The organism is Sphingomonas cremea (genome assembly GCF_021502585.1).
GTDB classification, from domain to species: Bacteria; Pseudomonadota; Alphaproteobacteria; order Sphingomonadales; family Sphingomonadaceae; genus Sphingomicrobium; species Sphingomicrobium cremea.
Genome location: NZ_JAKFGM010000003.1, coordinates 465,629 through 486,251, shown reverse-complemented (window position 1 = coordinate 486,251; position 20,623 = coordinate 465,629). Strand labels below are relative to the sequence as shown.

The 20,623-nt window shown below is 60.9% G+C and carries 16 protein-coding genes and 1 tRNA gene; 13 read left to right on the top strand and 4 right to left on the bottom strand.

Annotated elements, in window-relative coordinates; genetic code table 11:
* Nucleotide 1: 1 nt before the first annotated feature.
* Complete coding sequence (locus LVY65_RS12690) at nucleotides 2-1,330, bottom strand: aminotransferase class III-fold pyridoxal phosphate-dependent enzyme (protein WP_235068619.1); 1,329 nt, start codon at nucleotides 1,328-1,330, stop codon at nucleotides 2-4.
* A 96-nt stretch (nucleotides 1,331-1,426) separates the two neighbouring features.
* Between LVY65_RS12690 and LVY65_RS12685 the strand changes: the two genes are divergently transcribed.
* From LVY65_RS12685 to rfbA, 4 genes are all read left to right on the top strand, one after another.
* Entirely contained in the window at nucleotides 1,427-2,245 is an 819-nt protein-coding gene (locus LVY65_RS12685; protein ID WP_235068618.1) for an IclR family transcriptional regulator domain-containing protein, read from the top strand.
* A 119-nt stretch (nucleotides 2,246-2,364) separates the two neighbouring features.
* Nucleotides 2,365-2,940, top strand: a complete 576-nt coding sequence (gene rfbC, locus LVY65_RS12680) for a dTDP-4-dehydrorhamnose 3,5-epimerase (RefSeq protein ID WP_235068617.1) — start codon at nucleotides 2,365-2,367, stop codon at nucleotides 2,938-2,940.
* Nucleotides 2,931-3,971 carry a dTDP-glucose 4,6-dehydratase gene (rfbB, locus tag LVY65_RS12675; RefSeq protein WP_235068616.1) on the top strand — a complete coding sequence of 347 codons (1,041 nt, stop codon included), beginning with the start codon at nucleotides 2,931-2,933 and terminating at the stop codon, nucleotides 3,969-3,971. Before rfbC ends, rfbB begins: the two co-directional genes overlap by 10 nt.
* Nucleotides 3,968-4,837: a glucose-1-phosphate thymidylyltransferase RfbA gene (gene rfbA / locus LVY65_RS12670; RefSeq protein ID WP_235068615.1), complete on the top strand. Its 870-nt coding sequence runs from the start codon at nucleotides 3,968-3,970 to the stop codon at nucleotides 4,835-4,837. The genes rfbB and rfbA overlap by 4 nt, the downstream gene beginning before the upstream one ends.
* A 30-nt stretch (nucleotides 4,838-4,867) precedes the next feature.
* On the opposite strand, the gene LVY65_RS12665 is transcribed toward rfbA, so the two are convergent.
* Both LVY65_RS12665 and LVY65_RS12660 read right to left on the bottom strand, forming a co-directional pair.
* The gene (locus tag LVY65_RS12665; RefSeq protein WP_235068614.1) at nucleotides 4,868-5,887 is read right to left on the bottom strand and encodes a histone deacetylase family protein; all 1,020 of its coding nucleotides are present in this window, start codon (nucleotides 5,885-5,887) and stop codon (nucleotides 4,868-4,870) included.
* A 20-nt stretch (nucleotides 5,888-5,907) separates the two neighbouring features.
* Nucleotides 5,908-6,555 (bottom strand): helix-turn-helix domain-containing protein, encoded by a 648-nt coding sequence (locus tag LVY65_RS12660; protein ID WP_235068613.1) that lies wholly within the window; start codon nucleotides 6,553-6,555, stop codon nucleotides 5,908-5,910.
* On the opposite strand from LVY65_RS12660, the gene LVY65_RS12655 reads away from it, so the two are divergent.
* From LVY65_RS12655 to LVY65_RS12620, 8 genes are all read left to right on the top strand, one after another.
* The gene (locus tag LVY65_RS12655; RefSeq protein ID WP_235068612.1) at nucleotides 6,554-8,674 is read left to right on the top strand and encodes a serine hydrolase domain-containing protein; all 2,121 of its coding nucleotides are present in this window, start codon (nucleotides 6,554-6,556) and stop codon (nucleotides 8,672-8,674) included. The two genes, LVY65_RS12660 and LVY65_RS12655, sit on opposite strands and share 2 nt — an antisense overlap.
* A complete protein-coding gene (locus LVY65_RS12650; RefSeq protein WP_235068611.1) occupies nucleotides 8,674-9,684 on the top strand; it encodes a dipeptide epimerase in 1,011 nt (336 codons plus the stop codon). The genes LVY65_RS12655 and LVY65_RS12650 overlap by 1 nt, the downstream gene beginning before the upstream one ends.
* Entirely contained in the window at nucleotides 9,681-10,937 is a 1,257-nt protein-coding gene (locus LVY65_RS12645) for a peptide MFS transporter (protein ID WP_235068610.1), read from the top strand. Before LVY65_RS12650 ends, LVY65_RS12645 begins: the two co-directional genes overlap by 4 nt.
* 149 nt (nucleotides 10,938-11,086) lie before the next feature.
* A complete protein-coding gene (locus LVY65_RS12640; protein ID WP_235068609.1) occupies nucleotides 11,087-13,411 on the top strand; it encodes a TonB-dependent receptor in 2,325 nt (774 codons plus the stop codon).
* Nucleotides 13,412-13,440: 29 nt separating this feature from the next.
* Complete coding sequence (locus tag LVY65_RS12635; RefSeq protein ID WP_235068608.1) at nucleotides 13,441-14,481, top strand: DUF1611 domain-containing protein; 1,041 nt, start codon at nucleotides 13,441-13,443, stop codon at nucleotides 14,479-14,481.
* 4 nt (nucleotides 14,482-14,485) lie between these two features.
* Nucleotides 14,486-15,613, top strand: coding sequence for a YkvI family membrane protein (locus LVY65_RS12630; RefSeq protein WP_235068607.1), 1,128 nt, complete (start codon nucleotides 14,486-14,488; stop codon nucleotides 15,611-15,613).
* Entirely contained in the window at nucleotides 15,610-17,187 is a 1,578-nt protein-coding gene (locus tag LVY65_RS12625; protein ID WP_235068606.1) for a serine hydrolase, read from the top strand. Before LVY65_RS12630 ends, LVY65_RS12625 begins: the two co-directional genes overlap by 4 nt.
* 23 nt (nucleotides 17,188-17,210) lie before the next feature.
* Nucleotides 17,211-18,950, top strand: a complete 1,740-nt coding sequence (locus LVY65_RS12620; protein ID WP_235068605.1) for an N-acyl-D-amino-acid deacylase family protein — start codon at nucleotides 17,211-17,213, stop codon at nucleotides 18,948-18,950.
* Nucleotides 18,951-18,976: 26 nt separating this feature from the next.
* On the opposite strand, the gene LVY65_RS12615 is transcribed toward LVY65_RS12620, so the two are convergent.
* Nucleotides 18,977-19,052, bottom strand: a tRNA-Thr gene (locus LVY65_RS12615).
* A gap of 161 nt (nucleotides 19,053-19,213) precedes the next feature.
* Here LVY65_RS12615 and LVY65_RS12610 point away from each other — a divergent pair.
* Nucleotides 19,214-20,560 carry a PAS domain-containing protein gene (locus LVY65_RS12610; RefSeq protein ID WP_235068604.1) on the top strand — a complete coding sequence of 449 codons (1,347 nt, stop codon included), beginning with the start codon at nucleotides 19,214-19,216 and terminating at the stop codon, nucleotides 20,558-20,560.
* The last annotated feature ends 63 nt before the right edge of the window (nucleotides 20,561-20,623 follow it).

Here is a 20,623-nt window from a genome sequence, read left to right as displayed (position 1 = left end):
TTCACTTGGCAGGCGGGAAGAATCGGGCGAGCAGGCGATCGAGCAGCGAGAGCGCATCGGCGAGCTCGGCTTCTGTGATTACCAAGGGCGGCGCGATGAGGATCAGATTGCCGCGCGTGGCCAGCGATACGCCCTCGCCGAGCGCCGCATCCACCAAAGCCTTCAACTGCTGCGGCTGCTGCGGCCAGGGTGCCAGCGGTGCGCGAGTGGCGCGGTCTGCGGCCAGCTCGACCACCGCGAACAGGCCGTGCCCGCCGCGCACATCGCCGATAACCAGGTGGCGCTGTTTCAACCGTTCAAGTTCGGAGAGCAGGCCGGCGCCCATCGCGCGCGACCGTTCGATCAACCCCTCTTCCTCATAGGCGGCGATGGCTGCAATCCCGGTCGCGCAGGCTAGTGGATGGCCGCAATAGGTCAGGCCCGCATAAAGCATCTCATGCTCAAGCCGGTCGGCTACCGCGGATGACATCACCACCGCGCCGAGTGGAACGGCTGCGCCGGTCAGGCCTTTTGCCAATGTCATCAAGTCCGGGCGGCCCGCCTCGCCATGGCGCTGCCAGGCAAACCATTCGCCACAGCGCCCGAAGCCGCTCATTACCTCATCGGCGATCAGCAACACGTCTCGCTCTGCGGTATGCCGGCGCAATGCCGGCCAATAGCTGTCGGGGGCGACCATGCCGTTGGTGCCGGCGTCCGGCTCCATCAGCACGGCTGCCACCCGACCGGCCCCGCTCTCGTCGATGCATCTCCCCAGCGCATCGGCTACCCGGAGGCCGAACTCATCATCTCCCTCGTCTTCATGCTGGTCGCGATAGGCATAAGGTGGCTGAACATGGCGCACACCCATCGCCTCGGCGTCGACCTGCCAGTTCGTGCGGCTGTCACCCGAGAGCGCCATGCCCATGTAGCTCGCCCCATGGTAGGAGCGTTCGCGGGTTAAGATCAGGCCCTTAGGCTTGGCCGCCGCCTGTCGAGCGAACTTGACCGCATGCTCGTTGGCGTCGGCCCCGCCGAGGCTGAAGAACACTCGGCCACCCTCGAAGCCCGACAAGTCCAACAGGCGACGTGCGAGCTCGGCCCGCGGCTCGGCTCCCCACGCATTGGCAATGTAGCACAATCGTTCCGCCTGCTCGCGGATCGCCGCAACGACACGCGGATGCTGATGGCCAAGATTGCTGCATTCAGCTTGGCTGCTGAGATCGAGGATCGAGCGGCCGTCCGCGAGGATGAATCGCGCCCCTTCGCCGCCGACCACCGTCGGCGCGTCCCAATCGGCTTGCACGCACCAGCTGTGCAGCACGTCTCGCCGTTCCGACGAATCCAGATCCACTCCCCTTGAAAATGTGCGATAATCGCACGGTTGACCGTATTACGCACAATGCTAGGATTACCAATATTTTCTGTCAACGCCGCTTCAGCATTGAAAATGACCGACGAAAAAAACGACAAGGGCTTTGAAAGCAGTCCCGACTACGTGCAGTCGCTGGCCCGAGGCCTGGCGGTCCTGCGCACATTTGATCGCGACATGCCGCGCATGAGCCTTGCCGCCGTTGCAGCGCGATCCGGCTTGTCGCGCGCTGCCGCCCGGCGGTTGGTATTGACGCTGGAGCACTTGGGCTACGTCCGGGCCGACGGCCGGGACTATACGCTGACGCCGCGGGTGCTGGAACTGGGCTATGGCTTTCTCGGCTCGCTCAAACTGGGCGACCTGGCTCAGCCGCTGATGGAGGAGCTGTCCCACCGCGTCGATGAGAGCTGCTCCATGACCGTGCTCGATGGTCAGTCGATCGTATATGTTGCCCGCGTCCCCGTCCGAAAGGTGATGACGGTGTCGTTGGGGGTCGGCGCGCAGCTGCCCGCCTATTGTTCATCGATGGGCCGCGCTTTGCTCGCCGGACTTGACGATGCCCAGCTAAATAACTGGTTGAAAGCCTGCAAACCTGTCCGTCGCACGGAATATACCATCACCGACCGATCTCAGTTGCGCCGGGCCATCGATGAGGTTCGCACTCAGGGTTTCGCCTATGTCGAACAGGAACTTGAACGCGGCCTATGCTCGATCGCGGTTCCGGTCCGAAACCGCGAGGGTCGTGTCGCAGCGGCGCTTAATATCGGGATGCGTTTCGATGCCGAAGCTCGAACCCGCGCAATAGACGTGCTGGCGCCGGCGCTGCGGGAAACGGCGGTCGCCATCGAGCAGCGCACGCCACCTGACTGGCTGCCCGCAGTGACAGGGACGCAGTGAATCGCAAAACTGCCCATTGAATCGGACAAGAAATCGGAAAAGGATGGGTGTGGGTTGGCCAGCCTGGCTCACCGCAGGGTCGTGCGAGCTGAAAGGCTGGCAGGCAAGTTGGGACGCACATGAAATTTCGAGCATTTGATCTCGAGGGGCCGCTCGAAATTCTTCCCCGCAAGATCGAAGATGAACGCGGCTATTTTTGCGAAACGTTTCGCCAGTCAATATTTGTGGAAAAAGTGGGTCCGGTCGCCTTTGTCCAGGACAATGAATCGTTCAACATCGCTGCGGGAACGATCCGGGGAATTCATTTCCAGATTGATCCGTCCGCCCAAGGAAAGCTGATTCACTGTACAGCCGGTCGCATCCTCGACATCGCCGTGGACCTGCGAAGCGGCAGTTCGACCTATGGCCAGTGGATCGGTACCGAGCTGACTGCCGCCCTCGGGAATCAGCTGTGGATTCCGGTCGGGTTCGGGCATGCCTATTGCACTCTCGAGCCTAATTCGATCGTCAGCTATAGAGTGACGGCCTACTATGACGCCGCAGCGGATAAGGGCGTGGCGTGGGACGATCCGGATATCGCCATCGACTGGCCGGCCATCGCTGACCCGTCGACTCTGTCCCGAAAGGACCTCCAGCAACCGTCCCTCGCGGACCTCCCGTCGTATTTTTCGAAGGCGGCATATTCATGCGGGTGATTGTGACTGGCGGGGCAGGGTTCATCGGCTCAGCGCTCGTTCGCCACCTTGTCCTCGACAAGGGCTACGACGTCCTCAACATCGACGCACTGACCTATGCGGGCAACCTCGCCTCGCTCCATGAGGTCGAGGACAAGCCGAACTACCGTTTCGTCAAGGCCGACATCTGCGATCGGGAGGAGATGGCGCGTCGCTTCGCCGAATTTGCGCCCGACCGAGTGATGCATCTTGCTGCCGAAAGTCACGTCGACCGGTCCATCACCGGCGCCGACGAGTTCATTCGCACCAACGTGCTCGGAACCTTCACGCTGCTAGAGGTAGCGCGTCATTACTGGAATGCGCTTGTGAACGGGCCGAGGCAGGCCTTCCGCTTCCTTCACGTGTCGACCGACGAAGTGTACGGATCGCTGGGGGCCGACGGACTCTTTTCCGAAGAGACACCTTACGACCCGAGCTCGCCTTATTCAGCTTCGAAAGCCGCATCGGATCACCTCGCAAAGGCGTGGCATCGCACTTACGGCTTGCCGGTCGTGGTATCGAACTGTTCCAACAATTACGGGCCGTACCATTTCCCGGAAAAGCTGATCCCGCTCACGATCCTGAACGCTCTTTGCGGCCAGCCGTTGCCGGTCTACGGCAGGGGTGAACAGGTCCGCGACTGGTTGTTCGTCGAAGATCATGCTCGCGCTCTCGATCTGATTGCGGAGCGCGGCGAGCCCGGCGAGACTTACAATGTCGGCGGCCGTAACGAGCGGACTAACATCGACGTCGTTGGCCGAATCTGCGACATTCTCGACCGGCTCGTTCCAAAAGGTCGTCCTCATCGTGAGCTGATCGAGTTCGTCCCCGATCGGCCCGGCCATGATGCGCGCTATGCGATTGACGCGACGAAACTTGAGACGGAGCTTGGGTGGCGCGCCAGCAACGACTTCGACAGTGGAATCGAGAAGACCGTCGCCTGGTACCTCGAAAACGAGTGGTGGTGGCGGCCCCTGCGGCCCGACGAAGACAAAGGTATCGAGCGACTATGAAGGGGATCATACTTGCCGGCGGCAGTGGCACGCGTCTCTATCCGATGACGCTCGCCGCGTCGAAGCAGCTGATGCCGGTCTATGACAAGCCGATGATCTACTATCCGCTCAGCACGTTGATGCTGGCGGGGATTCGCGACATCCTGATAATCACGACTCCACAAGAATCTGGCGGATTTCACCGTCTGCTTGGCGACGGTTCCCAGTGGGGAATCAGCCTGTCATACGCCGTGCAGCCCGAACCCAAAGGGTTAGCCCAGGCCTTTATCATCGGGGCGGATTTCGTATCGGGAGGGCCCAGTTGCCTTATCCTGGGCGACAATATCTTCTTCGGCCACGGCCTTTCCGAGCTGCTGGGTCAGGCTCGGTCGCGCGCGGAAGGGGCGACGGTGTTCGCCTATCAGGTGAAAGATCCGGGGCGATATGGCGTCGTCGCCTTCGACAGCCAAAGACGGGCCATCAGTATCGACGAAAAGCCGTCTGATCCCAAGTCCAATTGGGCAGTCACGGGACTCTATTTCTACGACGGCAAGGTCGTCGACATCGCCGCCAATATACAACCGTCGGCGCGCGGCGAACTCGAGATCACGGACGTCAATCGCGCCTACCTGGAAAGCGGCAGCTTGTCAGTCGAGCTAATGGGTAGGGGCTTCGCCTGGCTGGATACTGGCACGCCGGACAGCCTACTCGACGCGAGCGAATTCGTTGCCACGCTGGAAAGGCGCCAAGGCATGAAGATCGCTTGCCCCGAAGAGATTGCTTGGCGCGAAGGCTTCATCGACGATGCTCAACTGGAGCTCGCAACGGATCGCTTGGGTAAGGGCGAATATGCCGATTATCTTCGGCGCCTGGCTCGATATGGCTGACGGCGTTCGGCAGGATCAAATGCTGGACGGCTAGGCACTTAAGCCAGCCAAAAAGGCTTCAACGTTCAGTCCAAGCGCGTCGACGGCGTAGCCGCCTTCCATGATGACTAGGATGGGTAGTTCGAGTGAAGCAACGCGGGCGGCGATTTTGGGATAATCATCCTTCCGCAGCCGAAAGTAAGAGATAGGATCATCCTCGAACGTATCGGCTCCAAATGACAGGACGATCAGGTCTGCCTGGTGCGCCGCAATGGCATTCAACGCCACGCCCAGGGCTTCTTGGTATCCCATGACATCCGTTCCGCGTGGAAGCGGAAGGTTCAGCGTTTTGCCCTCGCCCGTTCCTTCGCCTCGCTCGTCCGCATGCCCCCAAAAGAAGGGATAGTCGGTCACCGGATCGGCGTGGATGGATGCGAAGAATATGTCCGGGTCATCGTAAAAGATGTCCTGCGTCCCGTTGCCGTGATGATAGTCAAGATCGAGGATCGCGACGCGCCGCCCTTGCCGGCGGGCTCGCTGAGCTGCAATCGCGGCATTGTTCAGGTAACAATAGCCGCCGCAATAGTCGCGGCCGGCATGGTGCCCCGGCGGCCGGCACAGGGCGAAACTTGTACTCGCCTCACCGTCGAGCAGCGCAGCCAGCGCCGTAAGTGCCGTTTGTGCGCTCCAGTAGCTGGCCACCCAAGTGCCCTCTGCGATAGGCGTCGCGGCATCAAAGCTGTAGCGGCCAAGCTTGGCGTCAATTCGATCCAGCTTGAGCTCCCGCCGGCGAACAACTGGCCAGGTGTAGCCGATTGCATCGCCCTCCCGGCCCGCGGCTATCCATTCCGAATGGGCAATGCGCAGGAAGTCGACATAGCCGCCATCATGCACGTCCAGCAGCGGGCCGAGCCCGAAATCCCTCGCCGGATTCAGGTTGGCCAGGCCGGCCGCGATCGTCCCGGCCCGGGATGATTTCTCGGCGTAAGTAGCCCAGCCGCCATTATGCAGCTCTTGGTGCGGCTCATGCGCGTACTGGCGCTCGTCAAAATAGGATGGAATCGATTTCATGCTCACCCAGACCGGAAGCTTTAGAGGCTTTGGCTGCTGGTCGCCTGTTGCCCTTCATGGATGGACATGAGCGACTGCAACAATTCCTCGTCGGCGCTCGACATTACGGCCAGGACAACCGCCTCGTCGCATCCCTCGGAAGCCAAATAGGCATGACCCATGCTGGAATCGATGTAGATCGACTGGCCTACCTCCAGAGTCACCGCATCATAATATTCGGTGTTGACGGTAACCCTTCCGCTTAGGACGTAGATGAACTCCTCGCCGGCGTGGCGGGCCATTTCACCGAACTCCTCCGATGTCTTCGCCCGGATCTTGGAGATGACCGGAATCATGCGCTTTCGGCGAAGGTCGGTGCATAAATAATAATAATCGTAATTGCGCGTCTCGACGCGTACCGCGTGGTCGATGTCGCACAGGCTCCGGCGCGCCGTAATCGCGGCCGGCGCGTCATCGGTCGATTCGGCGAACAATTCCGACATTCGCATGCCGAGACGTTGGGCGACCTGATAAAGCTTGTCGTATGTCAGCGTCAGCCGGTCATGCTCGACCTTGGAAAGTGTCGAAACCGGAATTCCGCTTTTTTCACTCATCTGCTTCAGCGTCCAGCCTTCGCGATTGCGTACGCCGCGGAGCAACGCGCCCAAGGTCGGAGCGGATGACGGCATGTGGAGCGAATCCTTTCCAGTTGACGAATTTTCCAATCAGGATAACAACGTCCCAATCAGAACAATAGGGTTACTCTATTGGCTGGCGCTGGCCGGGGCAATCCCGGTCACTGGGGAGGATTCAGTGATGGTCAAATGGCGAGGCTTTACATTCGGGATGCTGGCAATCGCCGCCGGCACTGCATTGGCGCAGGAGGCGGTCAAGCTGTCACCGCCGAGCGCAGTCGGGAAGGTAGCGGCGCCATTAACGGCACCGGCATCGCCGGCCGTCACAGGCGGGCATGCGCTGGACAAGGTCGACGTTGACGCCTGGCTGGACGGGTTCATGCCCTATGCCATCGCACGCGGGGATATCGCAGGCGCTGTCGTCGTGGTTGTGAAGGACGGTCAGGTCCTTACCGAAAAAGGCTATGGCTTCTCCGATGTCGAGAAGCGCAAGCCGGTATCGCCGGAGACGACGCTTTTCCGTCCCGGCTCCGTGTCCAAGCTGTTCACCTGGACTGCGGTCATGCAGCTGGTCGAGCAGGGCAAGATCGACCTGGACAAGGACGTCAACACGTACCTCGATTTCAAGATTCCTCCGCGCAACGGCAAGCCGATCACGATGCGCAACATCATGACGCACACGTCAGGTTTTGAGGAAACCGTTCGACATCTCATCCATGACGATCCCAGCAAGGTTGTTCCGCTGGAACGTTATGTGAAGGAAAGCCTGCCCTATCGGGCCTTCGATGCGGGCTCGACCCCGGCCTATTCCAACTATGCGACGGCGGTTGCGGGCTACATCGTCCAGCGCCAGTCGGGAATGTCATTCGATGACTATGTCGACAGGCACATCTTCCAGCCTCTCAACATGCGTTATGCCAGCTTCCGGCAGCCGCTGCCGAAGCAGCTCCAGCCCTTTATGTCCGAGGGCTACAAGGGCGCGTCGGGGAAACCAGAGAAATTCGAAATCGTCGACCCGGCGCCGGCTGGGAGCCTGTCGGCGTCAGGCGCGGACATGGGTAAATTCATGATTGCGCATCTCAATAACGGTGCCGGAATTCTCAAGCCGGAGACCGCCAAGTTGATGCACAACTACCGCCTGGACGAGATTCCCGGGCTGCATCGCATGGCGCTCGGCTTCTATGAGCAGAACATCAATGGCCATCGCGGTATCGCCCACGGTGGTGACACCACCCTGTTTCACTCCGACCTGTCGCTATTCATCGACGATGGCGTAGGCCTGTTCGTTTCCGTCAACAGCGCGGGTGGAGAGGGTGCGCCTCGAGCATTGAGGGAGCGTCTGTTTGACGAGTTCGGCAACCGCTACTTCCCGGGTAAGCCAGTCACTAGCGCAGTCGATCCGGAAACCTCGAAGAAGCACGTCCAGCAGATGGCGGGCAGCTACTTCAACAGCCGCGGCTATCGCTCCAAGTTCCTGCATATCCTGGACCTTGTTAGCCCGATCGCCATCGGTCCCGACGAGGACGGGAAGCTGTCGGCGCCATTCGTCACCAACACGGGCAACAAGCCCCGGCGCTGGGCCGAGATCGCGCCTTATGTTTGGAAGGACCTGGATAGCGACGAGAAGCTCGCTGCCAAGGTTGAGAACGGCCAAGTCAATCGCTGGAGCTTCGACACGGTGTCGCCATTCATGATGTTCGACCGGGTGCCTTGGTACAAGGACCCGGCGTGGCTCGCCCCTGCACTCTATACCGCCCTCGGCCTGCTTTTCCTTGCAGCGCTTTCATGGCCGGCCGGAGCGATTGCCAGGCGGCGTTTCAAGGTTGCGAAGCTCCATGAAGGCGCCAGGCTGCGCTCGCAGCGCATCTGGCACGGCTGGCAGTGGCTTTCCCTGGCGACAATTGCAGGCTGGGTTACCTTCATCGGAGTCGGTTTCTCGACCCTTTCCCTGCTGGGCGGCCCACTGGATCCGCTGTTGCTCACCCTCCAAGTCCTAACGCCAATCGCTTTCGTCGGCTATTTGGTGCTGGCCGGGTGGAATTTACGCCAGGCATTCACCGAAAAGCGCAGCTGGTTCTCCAGGCTGTGGGCAATCGCCCTTCTTTTCTCTTCCGTGATTATCCTGTGGGTGGCTCTTTCATACCACCTCGTCGGATTCGGAACGAACTACTGATGGGACGGCTGGCGCTGGACGTCGCGGTAGAGACGCTGCGGCTGGCCCAGCCGTTTCGAATTTCCGGTTATGTTTTCACCCATTCGGATGTCGTCGTCGTCACCCTCCATGATGGCGAGCTCAAGGGTAGGGGAGAGGGGGGCGGAGTCTACTATCTTGGCGACGACGTCCCCCATATGCTCTCGGAAATTGGCGCAGCCAGAGCCGCAATCGAAGACAACCCCACGCGGGATGAATTGCGGTCGATCATGCCGCCAGGCGGAGCGCGCAATGCGGTCGATTGCGCCCTTTGGGAGCTGGAAGCTTTACGGGCGGGCATGCCGGTGTGGCAACTCGCGGGCCAATCGGCTCCCAAGCCGCTGTGCACGACTTTCACCCTCGGCGCGGACGATCCCGAAGTCATGGCGAAAGGGGCGCTCGCTTACCGTGATGCGCGGTCGATCAAGGTAAAGCTTACCGGTGACATCGACCTGGATATCGCTCGGGTAAAGGCAATCCGGGCCGCCCGGCCGGACGTCTGGCTCGGCGTCGATGGTAACCAGGGCTTCGTCATCGATGTGCTCGACCGACTGGTCGCCGCTCTGGAGGAGCAGGATGTTTCGCTGCTCGAGCAGCCATTGGCTCGCGGGCGCGAGGCCGACCTCGACGGCTACAACTCGAAGGTTCCGATCGCCGGCGACGAAAGCTTGCTGACGATCGAAGATGTTGCCGGTGCCGTTGGTCGGTTCGATGTCGTCAACATCAAACTCGACAAGTGCGGCGGCCTCACTGAGGGACTGATGATGGCCGCCGATGCACGCCGGCTCGGGCTCGGCGTGATGGTCGGCAACATGGTCGGAACAAGCCTGGCCATGGCGCCGGCCTTCGTCCTCGGGCAGGGGTGCGACATCGTCGATCTCGACGGACCGACCTTCCTTGCCGAGGACCGCAAGCCCAGCGTCCACTATGAGGCCGGCACGATCACCGCCGGACCCGAAGTGTGGGGTTCGGGGAAAGTGATTGTGGAATGACGGAGCAGCCGACCTGGTTCGGTCAGCCGCGCGGCCTGACGGTCCTGTTCCTGACCAACATGTGGGAACAGTTCTCCTACTTCGGAATGCGGGCCTTGCTGGTCTATTACATGACCAAGCAGCTGTTGATCGGCCAGGCACAATCCTCCTTCATCTACGGCACTTATACCGCCTGCGCCTATTTCACGCCGATCGTCGGCGGGGTTATAGCCGACCGTTATCTGGGCAAGCGAAAGGCAGTGATTATCGGCGCAAGCATAATGGCGCTTGGTCATTTCATGATGGCCTTCGAGCCGCTGTTCTACGCGGCGCTTGCGGCAATTGCGATCGGCAACGGGCTGTTCCTGCCAAGCCTGCCAAGCCAGGTCGGCGACCTCTATCAGCGTGACGATCCGCGCCGGAGCTGGGCCTTCAACGTCTATTATGTCGGGATCAACATCGGCGGGTTCCTGGCACCGCTGATCTGCGGGACGCTCGGGGAACTCTATGGGTGGCACTATGGCTTCGGCGCGGCCGGTGTCGGGATGGTCGCGGGGCTGATCATCTACCTGGTGGGTCAGCGTCACCTGCCGCCGGAGCAGCTGCGACCGGCGGAAAGGAAGACCCAGGCCCGGCAAGGCTTCGACCGGCACACTATAATGGTCCTGCTCGGCATTGGCCTTTCCGTTACCGTATTCCGGGCGGCCTATGAGCAGGTCGGTAATACGGTTGCGCTATGGGCTGACAGCGGCGTCGATCGTGCCGCCGGCGCCTTCCAGATTCCAATGACCTGGTTTCAGTCATTGAACCCGTTGTTCGTGATGCTTTTGACGCCGCCGTTGCTGGCCTATTGGCGTCGGCACAGCCACAAGGATACGAACCAAACGCTTATCCGGAGAATGGCGTTCGGAGCATTGATCGTTGGTTCGGCCTATCTGCTGTTGGCGGCCGTAACTGCCCTGAGCGGCGCAGAATTGTCCGGTTGGATCTGGCTCGCCCTGTTCTTCCTGGTCCTGACTTTCGGCGAGCTGTTTATTCTTCCAACCGGCCTGGGCCTATTTGCCCGGCTTGCCCCGCCGCATCTTGGAGCAACGACGGTGGCGTCTTGGTTCCTCGTCATCTTCTCCGGAAGCCTAACAGCCGGCCTAGTCGGTACATTGTGGAGCCGCTTCGACCCGGCCATTTACTTCCTGTTGCTAGCTGCGATTGCGGCCACATCGGCATTCCTGCTTCGAGTGTTGAGCGCATTCGCTGCGCCGCGGACACCGGCGTGAAATTATCCGCCGAATCCGATTGACAATTTTCTAATCAGGACAATAGTGTCCTTATCAAGATTGAAACGGGAGCGGCGCGAGGGCGCCGCCTTCCGGGCGCAAAGCAGGCGAAGACCATGCGACGGCGTCCGGAAATGGGGAGAGAATCGATGATCAACTGTCGCACTGCACTATTTCTGTCTACCGGCATCGCCGCATTGCTTGCGAGCGCGCCTGCCCTAGCGGCTCAGCAAGCTGCTGGCGAAGGCCAGCCTCCGGCCGCCGAGGCGCCTTCCACGGCGGAAGGCCAAGAAGAAGGCGGCGACTTGATCGTTGTCACGGCTCAGAAGCGGACGCAGGTGCTGATAGATGTTCCCCAGTCGATCACGGTAGTCAGCGGCGCTACGCTCGAAAACCAGCAGGCGACCAATTTCCAGGATTATCTGAAGCTCGTTCCTGGCCTGCAGCTCGACCAGAGCAATCCGGGCGAGGGCCGGCTCATCCTACGCGGCCTTAACACTGGTGGTGTCGCATCGACCGTCGCGGTCTACCTGGACGAGACGCCGTTTGGGTCGAGCACCGGCTTAGTCAATGGCGGCGTCCTTGCAGGCGATTTCGACACTTTCGACGTGGCTCGCATCGAAGTCCTCCGAGGGCCTCAGGGCACTCTCTACGGGGCGAGCTCCCTTGGCGGCCTGCTCAAATTTGTCACCAACGAGCCCGACACAACCAAGGTGGAAGCGCGTGGCCGGGTGGCACTCGAAGACACTAAGGGCGGCGATCTGTCCTACCGCGGCAATGCGGTGATCAATGTTCCGCTAAGCGACACGATCGCGTTCCGCGCCTCGGGCACGTATCGCAAGGAAGGCGGATTCATCGATTCCAACGGCGACAGCTTCGTAACTCCGATTGACACGGTGGTTACGTCCGATGACAAAAATAACATCAACAGCGTGAAAAGTTATGGCGGCCGCGCCTCGCTGCTTTTCAAACCCAGCGACGTGTTCGACCTGCGCTTGAGCGCCTACCTGCAGAACATTCGAACGAAGTCCCCGACAATTGTCGAAAGCGATCCGGATACGCTGGAATCCCTCTATGGTGGCCCTACCCAACATCGTTTTGCTGAGCCGTACGGAGACCTCGATTATCGGGTCTACAATGGCTTGCTGAATTATGATCTGGGTTTCGGCACGCTCACTTCGTCAACCAGCTACAGCAAGCAAGACCAAACGCGCCGCCAGGACCTCACGTTCAACTTAAGCTGGCTCATCGAGCTGTTTTCTGGCGTGCCGAATGAGCTCGTTCTCGACCAGAAGACGAACAACAAGAAGTTCACTCAGGAAATCCGGCTGACGTCGCATGACAACGACCGGTTCGAATGGCTCGTCGGCGGATATTACACCCATGAAGACGGCCTGATCTTCCAAGAGTATAATACGCTCGCGCCGCACACGAATACGGAGATCACCACTCCGCTTGGCGTGCTCGCCCAAGTCAGCCTCGATTCCAAATATAAGGAGATCGCTGGCTTCGCGAACGCCACGGTCCATCTTAGCCAGCAGTTCCATCTCGATTTCGGCGGCCGCTACAGCCACAACAAGCAGGATGCCGCGCAAACGGGATTTGGCGCCCTTGTCGGCGGCTTGCCGATCAATACGGACCTCCACTCCTCCGACAATGTGTTCACCTATTCGGTGGCGCCGAGGTACGAGATCAACGATCACGCGTCCGTTTATGCGCGAGTTGCAAAGGGCTATCGCCCGGGCGGTCCCAATGTCCTGCCACCGAACCCGCCCGCTGGCTTGCCGTCCACTTTCGATCCCGATACCGCCACCACTTATGAGGTGGGCTTCAAAGGCGAGACAGCGGATCGCAAGGCAAGTCTTGATGTGGCCATCTATCACATCAGCTGGAATGACATTCAGTTGGTGACATCGATCAACAACTTCGGCCTCAACATCAATGGCGGCAATGCCAAGTCTGACGGTGCCGAATTCACTGCCACGTGGCGGCCGATCCGGGGCCTGAGCACCTCGATCAACGGCGCCTATACTAATGCGCGGCTGGCCGACGACCTGCCGCCCGTTGGTGGACAGGTGGCAGCATTTGATGGCGACAGGCTGCCGTTCACGCCAAAATTCTCGTTGGGCGTAAACGCCGACTACAACTGGTCGCTAAGCGGGACCACAGAAGCCTATGTTGGTGGCTCGCTCCGTGCTTTGTCGAAGCAGACAGCCGATTATGACGCCGACTTCTTCGAAGCCAATGACCATCACCGCAAGATTGATGGTTATTCGGTCGTCGACCTGCGTGGCGGCGTCAATTTTGGCAGCTTCAGTGTCGAGGCCTATGCGAAAAACCTGTTCGATGCACATGGCAGGACTTCTACTGTCGGGCCGAATGCGAACGGAGCTCCGATCTATCCCAATGGTGCGATCGGCACGGGCGTCATCCGCCCACGTACCATCGGGCTTAGTCTGACTGCGAGCTACTGATCGCAATGGTTCGCGTTGCTGCCGATCCAGTGGACCGATCGACGTCCCTCAGATCGGAACCGGCGGCCCCGTTCGGCCCGTATCTGCTATTCCTCGGCGATACGGTCGAGCGGGGTTATGCCAAGACTGCCTTTGGGTTGCGCGATTGGGCGCCCGACCGCTGTGTTGGAGAGCTTGCACTGCCAGCCGGAACGGTGACGACCGGCATCCCGCGACTGGGACCGGTTGAGGCATATGCAAGCGGAGCACGTGCACTGCTGATAGGGGTGGCAACCCCGGGCGGGTCGATCCCTGAACATTGGATTCCCACGCTGCTCGACGCGCTTGCGGCGGGCCTCGATATCGTTTCCGGGATGCATGCCAGGCTGGTTGAAATCCCCGAGCTTACCGCAGCGGCCAAGTCCCTCGGTCGTCGCCTCGTGGATGTTCGCGTGCCGCCGGCCGACATTCCGATCGGCAGCGGCAAGAAGCGGACGGGAAAGAGGCTGCTTACCGTTGGGACCGATTGCGCACTCGGCAAGAAATATACGGCCTTGTCAGTCGCCCGCGGCCTCGAGGCACGCGGGGTCGACGTCACCTTTCGAGCGACTGGCCAAACCGGCATCATGATCGCGGGCGCCGGGATTCCAATCGACGCAGTTGTATCCGATTTCATTGCAGGCGCGGCGGAGATGCTGACGCCGGCGGCCGCGCCGGGTCATGTCGATGTCATTGAGGGGCAAGGTTCGCTATTTCATCCCGCCTATGCGGCAGTTTCATTGGGACTGCTGCATGGCAGTCAGCCCGACATGTTCATCGTCTGCCATGAGCCCGGCCGAACCCATGTGCTTGGCTATCCCGATTTCAGATTGCCCCCGATCGAAGAGGTCATTGCTCAGACGACCGCGCTTGGCAGCCTCACGAACTCGGCCATTCGCTGCGTCGGCGTCAGCCTCAATACGTCGGACCTGGCGCATGACGAAGCGGAGCGGCTGATCGCAGCCGAGTCGGACCGGCTGGGGCTTCCGGTGGCCGATCCCATTCGAGGTGGTCCGGCGTTCGAGCGATTGCTCGATCGTTGCCAGGATTGACCTGGTGACGCCGACCTCGCACGAAACATCGACGCGATTCCAGCGCTTCCTGTTGCCGGGTTTCGCGTTCAAGGCAGTGGTTATCGGCGGAGGCTATGCCACCGGGCGAGAACTTGCGGAATTTTTCCTGCCCAGCGGCACTTGGGGCGGCCTCGCCTCAATGGCGCTTTCTACCGTCATTTTCAGCCTGGCCTGCATCGTCACCTTCCTGTTCGCGCGACAGGTCGGAGCGCGCGATTATGTGACCTTTTTCAGGCAGCTGCTGGGCCCGGGCTGGGTGATATTCGAAGGCGCCTACATCCTCTTCATCGTCTTGATACTGGCGGTCTATGGCGCAGCAGCCGGGGCGATCGGCGCTGCTATATTTGGCGTTGCGGAGCTGTGGGGGACGCTATTGCTCGCAGTGGCGATCATCTCGATCGTGACCTATGGAAACGAGTCGGTCGAACGGATGTTCGCCTATGTTTCCTACCTCCTTTACGCTGTCTACGCCCTGTTCGTTATCCTGGCGTTCAGCCGGTTCGGGGGCGAGATCCAGGCGGCCTTTTCGCGCGATACCGCGGTCGGCAATTGGGCGGCGGGTGGAACCATATATGCCAGCTACAATCTGATCGGCGCAGTAGTAATCCTGCCTGTCGTCAGGCACCTGACCAGCAGCCGGGACGCGGTGATCGCGGGGATGCTTGCCGGACCTCTTGCGATGTTGCCGGGGGCTTTATTCTTCACCTGCATGGTCGCTTTCCTGCCCGACGTCGCGGCGGCCACATTGCCATCGGACTTCATGCTCCAACGCCTCGATATTCCCTTGTTCCACCTGTTGTTCCAGCTGATGATCTTTTCGGCACTGCTCGAAAGCGGCGCCAGCTCGGTCCACGCCATTAACGAACGCATTGCCAAGGCGCTGCGGGTCCGGCGCGGGATGGAGCTGAGTCATCGCGCGCGATTGTCAATCGCAATTGCCCTGCTGGTTGGATGCATGTTCCTTGCCGAACGCTTTGGCTTGGTTGCGCTGATTGCCAACGGTTATCGGGCGCTGGCCTATATCCTGCTCGCCGTGTTCATCCTGCCGCTCATGACCATCGGTGTCTGGCGGCTTCGGCGCGATCAATCGATACCCGTGGAGGTTGCATGAGAATCCCTATTGCCGCTGCGCTCATCGCGCTGGTTGCCGCCTGCCCGGCTCTCGCCGCGCCGCCGGCCGACCTCGATCAGCGCGTGGAACAGCTTCGCCAAAGTTCCGGGCTGCCGGGCATAGCCATTGCCATCGTTGAAGACGGCAAGGTCGTGGTCGCCAAGGGATATGGTGTCCGGAAGCTCGGCGGATCGGAAGCGGTCGATGCAAACACCATCTTCATGACCGGGTCGACCGGCAAGGCCGTCACCGTCGCCGCTCTTGCGACCCTGGTCGACGCCGGAAAACTCGGCTGGGACGACAAGGTGGTCGACCGCCTGCCAGGTTTCCAGATGTATGATAGCTGGGTCACCCGGGAAATGACGGTGCGCGACCTGCTGGTACATCGCAGCGGCCTGGGCCTTGGCGCCGGCGACCTGATGTTTGTCCCGCGGAGCAACCGGACCCGCGCGCAGATGCTGGAAGGACTGAAGCACATCAAGCCGGCGACCAGCTTCCGCAGTGGCTATGCCTATGACAACATTCTCTACACGGTTGCAGGTGCGCTGATCGAAGCCGTCAGTGGCCAGACCTACGAAGCTTATGTCCGCGACCATGTCTACAAGCCCGCCGGGCTTCTGACCGCGACCAGCGACGAGCCGAGCCGACTTGGCACCATCAATCGCGCCTATCCGCATGGCCGTATCAGTGGGCCTGTACGCGGCCTTGGCCCGCTTCAGCTGCTTGATGAGCGCGACCAGCTTGGCGCTGCATCCACGCCCGCAGGATTGCTGGCCATGAGCGCAAACGACCTCGCAAAATGGCTTAACATCCAGCTTTCGCACGGCAAGACCGCCGACGGTGGCCGTTTGTTCAGCGAAGAGTCTTCCGCAACGATGTGGGAGCCGCAGGTGATCGAGCCGAACCCGCCGCCGCCGCCGGGCTTTGAAGACACCAAATCGATGTTCAAGACCTACGCGCTTGGCTGGGAAGTCTCCGACTATGGCGGTGCCAAGATCGTTTCCCACTCCGGTGGCGTGTTCGGCTTCATCACGATGGTCGTGCTGATCCCCGAGAAGAATGTCGGCTTCGCAATTACGATGAACGCTGAAGAAGGCGCCGTGCGTCGTGGGCTCACCAACGAGCTAATCGATCATTATCTCGGCCGTCCGAAGGTCGACTGGGCCGGCCGTTATGCGAAGTTCCTGGAAGCCCGGCTAGCCGGGGCACAGGCCGCCGTGGAGGCGAAGGGCGCAACTCCGGCCAAGGTCGGGCCTTCATTGTCGCTCGACCGCTATGCCGGCCAGTACAAGGACCCCTGGTACGGCAAGATTACCGTCTCGCAGGGCAAATCGGGCCTCAACATCAATTTCGACGAAACGCCGCGCATGGGCGGCCCTTTGGTGCATTACCAATATGATACCTTCATCGCGCGCTTCTACGATAAAGGCATCGAGCCGGCCTATGTCACCTTCGGCCTCGATGCCGAGGGCAAGGTCGACCACATCACGATGAAGCCCGTGTCGCCAACCGCCGATTTCAGTTTCGACTATCAGGATCTGGATTTCAGGCCGGTGGCATCGGCCGCACGTTGATCAGAAACTAGCTGGAGGCTGTCATGTTCATGCGTACCGGTATCGCGGTGGCCGCGCTCGCGGCCGCCCTGCTGCAAGGCTCTGGCGCCAGTGGCGCGGAGCCGGCGGCCTATGATGTGCTCATTCGCAACGGGGAGATCTACGACGGGAGCGGAGGGCAGCCCTTTGCCGGCGATATCGGCATCAATGGGGGCCGGATCGTCTACGCGGGCCCTTCGCGCCCGGCGTCGGCCGCCAAGGTGGTGGATGCCAAAGGCCTGGCCGTCGCGCCTGGCTTCATCAACATGCTGAGCTGGGCGACTGAATCGCTGCTCGTCGATGGTCTGGGACAGAGCGACCTCAGGCAGGGAGTCACGCTTGAGGTAATGGGCGAGGGCTGGTCGATGGGCCCGCTCAACGACCGGATGAAGAAGCAGGCGGTCGAGCAGCAGGGCGACTTCAAATATCCGATCGAATGGACGACGCTCGGCGATTATCTGAACCTGATCGAGCGGCGCGGGACGGCAATGAACGTCGCATCCTTCGTCGGTGCCACGACAGTCCGCCAGCATGAGTTGGGTGACGATGATATCGACCCGACCCCGGATCAACTGCAGAGAATGCGCGCCCTGGTTCGCCAGGCGATGGAGGAAGGTGCGCTTGGTGTCGGCTCGTCGATCATCTACCCGCCGGCGACATTTGCCGAGACTGATGAGCTCGTCGCACTGACCACCGAAGCGGCACAATGCGGAGGCAGCTACATCAGCCATATGCGCTCTGAAGGCGATCGACTTCTCGAGAGCATTGACGAGCTCATCGAGATTTCGCGCCGCTCCGGCGCCCCCGCGGAAATCTATCACCTGAAGCAGGTCGGTCGCGCCAATTGGGGCAAGATCGACCAGGCAATCGCAAAGATCGAAGCTGCCCGCGCGGCTGGCCTCAAGATCAGTGCCGACATGTACACTTACACCGCCGGCGGGACGGGACTTGCCGCTTCCATGCCGCCGTGGGTCCAGGATGGCGGCAATGAAGCCATGCTGAAGCGCCTAAAGGATCCGGCAACGGTCGAGCGCATCAAGAAAGAGATGCTGCAGCCTGGCAAGAATTGGGAAAATCTCTATTTCCATGCTGGCCCTGACGGCGTTCTCATCGCGAGCATGACGGAGCCGTCATTGAAGCCGCTGATGGGCAAGACCGTGGCTGAAGTCGCCAAGATGCGCGGGGTCAGCGCCGAGCAGGCGGTGGTCGACCTTGTTCTGGCCGATCAGGGTCGGTCCGGCGCCATCTATTTCCTGATGAGCGAGGAAAATGTCCGGCGGCAGGCAGCAATCCCGTGGGTCAGCTTCGGCTCGGACGCCGAGGCTTCGGCGCCTGAGGGCGTGTTCCTCAAAAGCAGTACGCATCCCCGCGCCTATGGAAATTTCGCACGCTTCCTGGGCAAATATGTGCGCGACGAAAAGGTGGTATCTTTGGCCGAAGCTGTCCGCCGCCTCTCCGCTCTTCCGGCCAGCAATCTCGGGTTGCGCGACCGTGGGCAGCTCAAGCCCGGAATGGTTGCCGATGTAGTGCTATTCGACCCGGCGAAGATCGCCGATCACTCCACCTTCGCCAAGCCGATGCAATATGCGACGGGCGTTCGGGACGTGTTCGTCAATGGCGTCCAGACGCTGAAGGATGGCATTCCGACGGGCGCCAAGCCGGGCCAATTCGTTAAGGGGCCGGGGTGGGTCGGTTGGCCCGGCGGCGGGGCCTGCCGCAACGGAGGCAGGCGAGCTGGCGCCTAGGCTTTAAGATCGCCAGCAAAAAGGAGTGGTGCCGCTTAGGTGACTCGAACACCTGACCCCATCATTACGAATGATGTGCTCTACCAGCTGAGCTAAAGCGGCTTGGCCTGACGGCTGCAGCGCCCCTACACGGGCCATCCGCCACGGGCAACCCTGTCCTCAGCCTGTCGAGATCGGCTCGGATTTGCCGAACATGCTTAACGGTTTCGCAACGCTTTCCGTTGAAACTGTACCGGAAACGGAGATTTGCGGGAATTTTGCGCGTGGATAGCTATTCCGACCATCCGAGTGAGTTCGAGCCGGCGTCCGTGCCGGAACCGCAGCCCGATGTCGCATCGGCAATCGGCGCCGACGAGCGCCGAATGCACGTCCGCGCTTACAATTACTGGTGTTCATTGCTGGAAGGTCGTGATTTTCCCTCTATCGAGGACCTCGAGCCGGGTAACATCCAGGATTTCGGACCGCACTCGGTGCTGCTCGACTTCACGGAAGGCAGCGACAATCCGGCGACACCCTACATCGGCACCGCCATCCGCGAGGAGTGCGGGCTTGGCGATGACATCAAGTCGATCGCAGACGTGCCCAGCCGGTCGCTGCTGTCGCGCCTTACCGACCATTATATGCAAATCATCGCCAACCGTGCGCCGGTCGGCTTCGAGGCCGAATTCGTCAACCAGCGTGGCCGCAACATCTGTTACCGCGGGATCCTCATGCCGTTTAGCTCCGACGGCGATACGATCGATTTCATCTATGGGGTGATCAACTGGAAGGATGTCGGCGAAGCCTCGGAGATTTCGCAGGTCATCCGCCCTGCCCTCGCGCCGCTTGAGCCGGAAACGGCCGAGGCTGACGAGGAGGAAGAGATACTCGAACTGGTCGTGCCGATGCAGTCCGGGCCGGAACCCGAGTCTGAAACGGTACTGACGACTCCCCATCTCGCCTGGGAGGACGGCCCGCTGGCCGATCCCGAGCCGCTCCCGGATCCGATTGACGAAGCAGTTGAGCCCGTCATCGAACTCGATGCCGAAGCCGGCCTTGCGGATCGCCTTTGGGCCGCGCGCGAAAGCGCCGAGGTCTGCAAGCAGCAGGACGGCCGTAGTCGCGCTGCACTCTATCGTGCCTTGGCCATGGCATATGATTTCGCGGTGGCCGCCAAGCGCGTGCCTGCAGACTACGCCGAAATTCTTGACGACGCCGGGGTCAAAACGCAGGCCCGAGCCCCGATGACTCCGATCGTCAAGCTTGTCTTTGGAGTAGACTACGACAAAACCCGACTGACGGAGTTCGCCGCTGCTCTGAGCTTTGCGGAACGCGAAAATGTCGACTTTGGCGGATTCCAGACGTTCGTCGAACAAGCCGAAGGCGGACTTAAGGGCCTGGTGGCCGCCGAACGAAAGGCGCGCCGACCTGATCGGCCGATCGAGGACAAGGTTGAGGCCGGTAAAGTTGCGCTTCGGGCCGCGCCCCCGCTCGCGCTGGCCCAGCTTCCGACCAATCAGGAATTTGCGCTGGTTCTTACCCGCCGCAACGCCGACGGCGTCCATGAAGTTGTCGAACTGGTCGCTGATGGCGCCATGCTCGATCGAGCCTTGCGCTGCGCCGCGCGCTAACGCCGACCTATTACTTTAGCGTCCCGGCTGTTGCCTAAAGCGGCGTGCGGGACTAGGCCCCGC